The sequence below is a fragment of the Streptosporangiales bacterium genome, assembly GCA_009379825.1.
Classification (GTDB): Bacteria; Actinomycetota; Actinomycetes; order Streptosporangiales; family WHST01; genus WHST01.
In genome coordinates this window covers 1-7,235 of the sequence record WHTA01000140.1, presented here as the reverse complement: position 1 = coordinate 7,235, position 7,235 = coordinate 1, and the positions used below count along the sequence as shown (strand labels likewise).

At 70.4% G+C, this 7,235-nt stretch carries 6 protein-coding genes; 3 read left to right on the top strand and 3 right to left on the bottom strand.

Annotation, left to right across the window (positions count from 1 at the left end):
• The 3 genes from GEV07_30290 to GEV07_30280 form a co-directional block, all read left to right on the top strand.
• Window positions 1–269: FCD domain-containing protein (locus GEV07_30290; GenBank protein ID MQA06805.1), on the top strand; the 269-nt coding region annotated here is incomplete at its 5' end.
• Window positions 270–346: 77 nt separating this feature from the next.
• Window positions 347–2,041, top strand: coding sequence for a hypothetical protein (locus tag GEV07_30285; GenBank protein ID MQA06804.1), 1,695 nt, complete (start codon window positions 347–349; stop codon window positions 2,039–2,041).
• A 13-nt stretch (window positions 2,042–2,054) separates the two neighbouring features.
• A complete protein-coding gene (locus GEV07_30280; GenBank protein ID MQA06803.1) occupies window positions 2,055–3,782 on the top strand; it encodes a hypothetical protein in 1,728 nt (575 codons plus the stop codon).
• Here GEV07_30280 and GEV07_30275 read toward each other — a convergent pair.
• Genes GEV07_30275 through GEV07_30265 form a run of 3 tightly spaced genes read right to left on the bottom strand, consistent with a single transcriptional unit; the run spans window position 3,763 to window position 6,841 of the window.
• On the bottom strand, window positions 3,763–4,299 hold the full coding sequence (locus GEV07_30275) for a hypothetical protein (GenBank protein ID MQA06802.1): 537 nt from the start codon (window positions 4,297–4,299) through the stop codon (window positions 3,763–3,765). The genes GEV07_30280 and GEV07_30275 overlap by 20 nt on opposite strands.
• Entirely contained in the window at window positions 4,247–5,776 is a 1,530-nt protein-coding gene (locus tag GEV07_30270) for a C4-dicarboxylate ABC transporter permease (protein MQA06801.1), read from the bottom strand. Before GEV07_30270 ends, GEV07_30275 begins: the two co-directional genes overlap by 53 nt.
• Window positions 5,777–5,815: 39 nt before the next feature.
• Window positions 5,816–6,841: a hypothetical protein gene (locus tag GEV07_30265; protein ID MQA06800.1), complete on the bottom strand. Its 1,026-nt coding sequence runs from the start codon at window positions 6,839–6,841 to the stop codon at window positions 5,816–5,818.
• Window positions 6,842–7,235 lie beyond the last annotated feature (394 nt).

Here is a 7,235-nt window from a genome sequence, read left to right as displayed (position 1 = left end):
TCCACGCCCGGATCTACCAGGCCGCCGGCGCCCCTCGCCTGCAGTCCATCATCGCCGGCGTCCAGGACGCCGCCATGTTGTACGTCGCCCACTCGCTGGCCGTCGCCCCCGACCGGATCAAGGACGGCAACAAGGAGCACCACCAGCTCCTCACCGCCCTACGCAACCACGACGCCGACACGGCCGAGCGCGTACTGGCCAACCATCTCGATACCACCCTGAGCACGGTGCTGGACGCCGGCGTAGTGAGCCCGAAGACCACCACCTGACCCTCGCCGCGACGGCAACCGCAGGTCGGGGATGCGTTGACGGCCTTATCGTGCATGATGCAAGATCGATTATCACGATGGAGGTGGTCATGGCGACGGTGGCGGACGCGCTGGTGGACGCGTTCGCACGCGCCGGGGTCACGACGGTCTTCGGGGTGGTGGGGACGTCCACGCTGGACGTGGCCGACGCGATCGCTCGGCACGGGACGGTGGACTTCGTCAGCGCCAGGTCCGAGGAGGCGGCCGCGCACATGGCCGACGGCTACGCGCGGGCGACCGGGCGGGTCGGCGTGGTGCTGTGCCATGTCGGGCCAGGTGCGTTGCGGCAGCTGTACGGCGTCGGCACCGCGTGGAAGGACAGCGTCCCGCTGGTCGCGCTGACCGGCAACGAGGTGCCGCGGATGACCGACACGGCGATGCGGGAGGGCTACCACGTCGTCGACGTACGCGCGCTGTACCGGCCGGTCACCAAGGCCACGCTGCGGCTGGACGACGCCGCCGACCCGTACGTGGTCGCTGCGCGTGCGCTGTGGCTGGCGACGGCCGGTCGGCCAGGTCCGGTGCTCGTCGACCTGCCGAAGAGTGCGCTGAAACAGGAGTGTGCCGCTGCGCCTGACCCCCCGATGCCGGCGGCGCAGGTGCCGGCCAGCCGTCCCCGGCCGGGCCGCGCCGAGCTCACCGCGCTCGCGGACGCGCTCGCCGGCGCGAGCTGCCCCGTCGTGTACGCCGGCGGCGGCGTGCACTGGTCGGCGGCCAGCGACGCGCTCGTCGCGCTTGCCGAACGGGCGAACCTGCCGGTGCTCACCACCGACGGCGGCCGCGGCGCCGTCCCTGAGGACCATCCGCTCGCGCTCGGCGTCATCGCGCGCCAGGCCGGTGACGCGGTCGCGCGGCAGCTGCTCGCCGACGCGGACGTCGTGCTTGCCATCGGCACACCGTTGAGCGACGTCTCCACGTTCGAGTGGACGGGCTGGTCGCCGCAGTGCCGGGTGTTCCAGGTGGACGTCGCGGCGGAGCCGCTACGCAAGGGGGTGTTCACCACCACTCCGGTGGTCGCGGACGCACGTGCCTGCTGCGTCGACCTCACCGACGCGCTGCGTTCGCGCTGTCCGCAGGACTGGCGTGCCAGGCGCGAGCAGCTCGAGGTCGAACGGGCCGGCTACCTCGACGGAGCGGGCGAGGGCGACCTGGTCGACCCGTGGCACGTGCTGCGCGCGTTGCGCGACCGGCTGCCGCGCGGGTCGTTCGTGTCCGTCGACTCCGGCATGCACTCGTACTTCGGCAAGAAGCTCCCGGTCCACGCCTCGGGTACGTACATCAGGTCGGCGGGGTTCGGTGCGATGGGTTACTCGTTCCCCGCGCTCCTCGGCGCGGTCGAGGGAGTTCCCGACCGGCGGGGCGTGGCGGTCGTCGGGGACGGGTGCCTGGCCATGTGTCTCGGTGAGTTCGAGACCGCGGCGCGGCGCAAGTCACCGGTCACGGTGGTGGTGTTCAACGACGGCGCGTATGCGTCGCAGCGCAGCCATCAGCGGCGGCGCTTCGACGGCCGGCTGACCGGCACCAGCTTCCTGCCGACCGACTTCGCGAAGATCGCGGACGCGCACGGCGTGACCGGCTGGACGGTGGTCGCACCCGCCGACGTGGACGAGGTGATCGCGGCCGCGCTCGGCGCCGAGGGACCGAACGTGGTCGACGTCCACGTCGATCCCGACGTCACGCCGGCGACGTGGGTGGAAGGCAGCGGGGACGCGCGCGTTGCCGGCGCAGGGTGAAGGAGTGACCGTGGTGGAGAGCCGAGCGGCCGGCGACGGGTCGGTGACCGCCGCGGAGATCGTGGTCGACCTGCTCGCCCGTGCGGGGGTGCGTGAGGTGTTCGGCGTGGCGGGTAGCACCATCATGCCGATCCTGGACGCCATCGCCGACGACGACCGGATTCGCTACGTCCCGGCCAGGTACGAGCAGAGCGCGGCCGACATGGCGTCCGGGTACGCGCGCGCGTCCGGCCGGCTCGGCGTGGTGATGACGCACGTCGGGCCCGGTGCCACCAGCTGCCTCACCACCATGGTGGCGGCAGGCCGCGAGGGCGTGCCGCTGCTGCTCCTCACCGGCAACGAGGAGAGCGCGACGCTCGTCCGCGAGCCGTACCACGACTGGGGTCTGGCGCAGGTCATGCCGGCGCTCGTGCAGTTCAGCCAGCGCGTGCACCAGCCGCGCGACCTGCCGCACGTGCTACGGCGGGCGTTCGGCCAGGCCGCACGTGCGGTGCCGCAGCCGGTGCACGTCGACCTGCCGGAGGACGTCGCGCTCACCCGGGTGCCACGCGCGGAGGCGGCGCGTTGGTACGCCGACGTCCAGCCGGTCGCCGACGAGCTGGCGAGCCCGGTACGGCTGCCGGTCAGCCGGCCGGCACCGCGTTCCCGCGACGTCGCGCGGGTCGCCGAGCTGCTCGCCGGCGCGACGTCGCCGCTGCTGGTGCTCGGCGAGGCGGTGCGCTGGAGCGAGGACCCGCAGGCGGTGTACCGCCGTTGCGCGGAGCTCGGCATCCCGTACGCCAGCACACACGGTGGCCGCGGCGGCATCGGCGCGGGTCCATGGCACGTGGGCTCGGTCGGCCGGTTCGGCTCGCAGGCGGCGACCGCCATGCTCGGCGCGGCGGACCTGGTCGTCGCACTCGGTGCGGAGATCTCCGACGTGGACACCGTCGGCTGGCGTTCGCTCCCCGGTGACGGTGGGAGCCTGGTGCTCGTCCACCCGGACGCCAGGAAGCTCGACCTGCGGGTAGCGCCCGATATCGGCGTGGTCACGGACATCGGCGAGTTCGTGGCCGCGCTCGCCGGTGAGCTCGGCGCACACGAGCTGGCGGTGCAACCGGAGTGGCTCGCGCGCGCCGAGGCGACCGACGGCAGCGACGGACAGCTCGGCGACGGCCAGCGGCCGCTCGACGCAGAGCTGGTGGAACGGGTGCTCGGCAGTGTCCCCGACTCGTGGGCGGTTGCCGTCGACCCCGGCTTCGGGTCGTTGACGCTGACGTCCGGGCTGCGTGTCGGCGGGCCGTTCCTGTACCCGTTCGGGTTCGGCTACATGGGTTTCGCGGTGCCGCACGCGATCGGCGCGGTGGTGTCAGGGGCGGTCGAGGGCGCCGTCGCCGTCCTCGGGGACGGCGCGTTCTTCATGTCCATGGCGGCGGTGGAGTCCGTTGCCTCGTTACGGGTGCCGGTCGTGCTGCTCGTACTCGACGACGGTGGCTTCGGGTCGCAGCGGCAGAAGCAGCGCGAGGGGTACGGGCGCAACTTCGGCGTCGACTACGAGAACCCGGACATCGCCGCCGTCGCGGCGGCGCTCGGCCTGGAGGCGCGCTGGGTGGACGACCAGGCGGACATCGACGACGTGTGCACCGCGTTGCCCGGCAGGGCGGCCGGCATGCTGATCGCCGTACGTCGGGCGAAGGCGCACGAGATCGCCTGGTACGAGGGGAGCGCGCAGCCGGACGCCGTCACAGCCCGAGCGGACTGAGGATCGCCGTCATCCACTGGTTCGCCGGCACCGGCACGAAGAGCACGTGCCGGAATACCGCGTACCCGACCAGGCAGGTGACGACGGCGACGATGGCGGACTGCGTGGCGGTTGCGGCGTTCTTCCGCTCGTTCAGGTAGAACGAGACCAGAGCCAGCATCGGCAGCGTGACCAGCCACATGCCGATCAGCGGGATCGCCACCACGTAGCAGACCGCAGCGGCGAGGAAGACGATTACGTCGAGGCGTTGGCCCGGTTGTCGCGCCGGCCGCGCCGCCCGCCCGGCCGGGCGGCGCAGGTCGGGGCTCAGCGCGACGCGCAGCGCCAGCGCCACCCCGAGGGCGACCGCCACGTACGCCAGCACGCGGGGCATCGCCCAGTCGAGGCCGCCCTGGACCAACGGCAGCGACAGCCCGCCGAGCGTGAGTAGCACGGCGGCGGCGATCAGCTCGCCGCCGATGCCGTCAAGCGGGAGTCTTCTCCCCCGACGACTCGTCTGCTGTGGTGTCGGCGGCATCCTTCTTCCTGTCTTTCCTGCGGGAGACGATGATCCAGCACAATGACGCGACGGTGAGCGTGATGAGCACGATGTTCGTCACGCTGCCGAGGAACACGGCGGGCATCGACGACGACTCGACGATCGCCAGCGACTGCAACAGAGCCGGTTCCACGATCGGGCCGAGGATCACCCCGAGACCGATCGGCCCGGGATGGAAGCCGATCTTCATCAGCAGCCAGACGCCTATTCCCAACGCCAGCATCATGTAGACGTCGAACATGTGGTTCCTGATGGCGAACGCGCCGACCGTGGAGAGGAACAGGATCAGCGGCGCGAGCAGCCGGATCGGCACGGACACCATCCGGGCGATCGCGCGGGACATCAGGCTGCCGAGCATGTACGTGGTGACACCGGCGATCAGGATCGAGAACGCGAACGCGTAGACGAGTGAACCGTTCGTGCTGAACAGGTCCGGCCCCGGTTGCATGCCCTGGAGGAGCAACGCGCCCATGATGACCGCAGCGGGCGCGGAGCCAGGCACGCCGAGTGCGACGAGCGGCACCATGGCGCCGCCGGCGGCGGCGTTGCCCGCCGTCTCCGACGCGGTGACTCCTTCGAGTGCGCCCTTGCCGAACCTCGACTTGTCGCGACTCCACCGCACCGTCTCGTTGTACGCCACCAGCGAGGCGACCGGACTCCCCGCGCCGGGCAGGATGCCGACGAACGCGCCGATCAGTCCCGCGCGGAGCAGGTGCAGTGGTTTCGCGGCGACCTGCTTGACCGTCTGGAGCGCGACGCCCGGCTGTCTGGTGTACCTGGCCACGTACGGCCGCTGCCTGCGGTCCGCGACCATGTTCAGCACCTGTGGGAGGGCGAAGATGCCGATGAGCGCCGCAGCCAGCGAGATGCCGCCCTGCAGCTGCGAGATGCCGAACGTGTACCGCACCTCACCGCCGGGCCCCGTACCGATCATGCTGATCATCAACCCGATCGCGCCGCCGGCAAGCCCCTTCAGCAGGGACTTGCCGGCCATGCTGCCGATGATCGTCAACGCGAAGACGCCGACCCAGAAGAACTCCGGAGGTCCGAAGGTCAGCGCGATGGCGGTCAGCGGTGCGGCGAGGAAGAGGAACGCCAGGGCGCCGATCGTCGTGCCGACGAACGAGGAGAACGCCGACGCGACGATCGCCTGCTGCCCTTTCCCCTGCTTGGTGAGCGGGAACCCGTCCAACGCGGTGGCCATCGCCGACGGGGTGCCTGGCGTGTTCACCAGGCACGCGGGTATGGAGTCGGCGAACATCGACGCCACGTACAGCGCGCTGAGCATGGCCAGGCCCTGCACCGGCGGCAGTACGAACGTGAACGGTAACAGCAGGGCGGTGCCCATGGTGGCCGTCAGTCCCGGCAGGGCACCGACGACCACCCCGGTCACCGTGCCCAGGCAGATGAACAACAGGTTCATCGGGGTGATCGCGTCGAGGAGTCCTGCCAGCATCCGCTGTCCCTCGCTTCGCCGTGCCGTTGCCGGCCGGTGCTACTTGCTGACTTCGTCGTTGACCGTCACCAGTTGCTTACGTTGGTCGTCGGCGTACTTCGTCGCCTGCTTGGGCGTGTGCGACAGCGCGGTGAGGCCACCCTCGTCCAGGGCGGTCTGCACCTTCTCCTTCGCCATCGCGTCGTTCACGGCCTTGTTGAGCTTGTCGACGATCGGCTTCGGCGTCCCCGGCGGTGCGATGACACCCCAGCTGGTGCCGAGCACGGCCGACCCGTAGCCCTCGGACTCCAGCGTCGGCGCGTCCGGCAGCGCGGCGACGGACTCCGTGCCGGTGATGGCCAGCGGGTGCATGTTGTCCTCGTACTCCACGGCGTGCGACGCACCGAAGACCGCCGCGTCGATGTGCCCGCCCTTGAGATCGGGGACGATGTCGCCGACGCCGGCAGACACCGGCACGTACGACGCCCGCACGCCCAACGCCTCCGACATCTCCGCCCAGCTCAGCTTCCCCGTCTTGCCGGTGCCCGCGACGGTGAGCTTGCCCGGGTTCTTCTTGGCGGCCGCGACGAAGTCGTCGATCGTCTTGTACTTGGAGTTCTTCGCTACCACCAGGACGTTCGGGGCCGTCTCGGTCCACGAGACGTACTCGAACTCCTTGGACTCGTAGCCGGTGTCGCCGTCGATCTCGAGCTGCATCACGTTCGGGGCGACGACGTTGGCGATGGTGTAGCCGTCTGCGGTCGCGTTCGCCAGCTCCTGCCAGCCGACGGCGCCGTCACCGCCCTCCTTGTAGACGACGTTGATCTTTTTGCCGAGGCTCTTCTCCATGTGCGGCTGGAGCCGGCGTACCTGACGGTCGGAGCCGCCGCCGGGTGCGTAGGGGACGATCCAGGAGATCGACCGGTTCGGGTAGTCGTCGGCGGCCTGTTCGGCCTGGTCGTTCGATGGGCTCTGCGTCGTGCACGCGGTCGTGAGGAGGGCCAGGCCGGCGCCGAGCGCGGCGAGCCGCCGAGAACGCCGCGACGGGCGTGCGTGATGGGTGTGCTGTGGGTGAGGAGCGTTCATGGTCTCGACCTCGCTGTCGTGGTCTCGCTCCGGCAGCAATATTTGATGTATATTGCATGATGCAACTCCCTGGGTCAACAGCCGTCGCGGTCTGCGAAGTGGGTTGGGGAGGTGGGTCCGGCCATCGAATCGGGGCCCGGAACGCTACGCTGACTCCATCGAACCGTGCATTTTGTCAGACCCCGTTATCCGGCGGGCCGACATCGTCATATGTGGGGGAGTAATGGTCGACGAGAACCTGCCGAGCGGCTTGCTCGATTTCTCGCAGCCGCGGCGTACGGCGCATCAGTTTGTGCGGGAGACGTTGCGTCGGGCGATTTTGTCGGGGGCGTTGGTGGGGGGTTCGCGGTTGGTGCAGGCGGATTTGGCGGGGCAGTTGGGGGTGTCGACGACG

What these genes read in the sequence shown, in the direction of transcription:
- GEV07_30285 (MQA06804.1), top strand. Translation starts at nt 347, where the DNA reads ATGGAGGTGGTCATGGCGACGGTGGCGGACGCGCTGGTGGACGCGTTC.
- GEV07_30275 (MQA06802.1), bottom strand. Translation starts at nt 4,299, where the DNA reads ATGCCGCCGACACCACAGCAGACGAGTCGTCGGGGGAGAAGACTCCCG.
- GEV07_30270 (MQA06801.1), bottom strand. Translation starts at nt 5,776, where the DNA reads ATGCTGGCAGGACTCCTCGACGCGATCACCCCGATGAACCTGTTGTTC.
- GEV07_30265 (MQA06800.1), bottom strand. Translation starts at nt 6,841, where the DNA reads ATGAACGCTCCTCACCCACAGCACACCCATCACGCACGCCCGTCGCGG.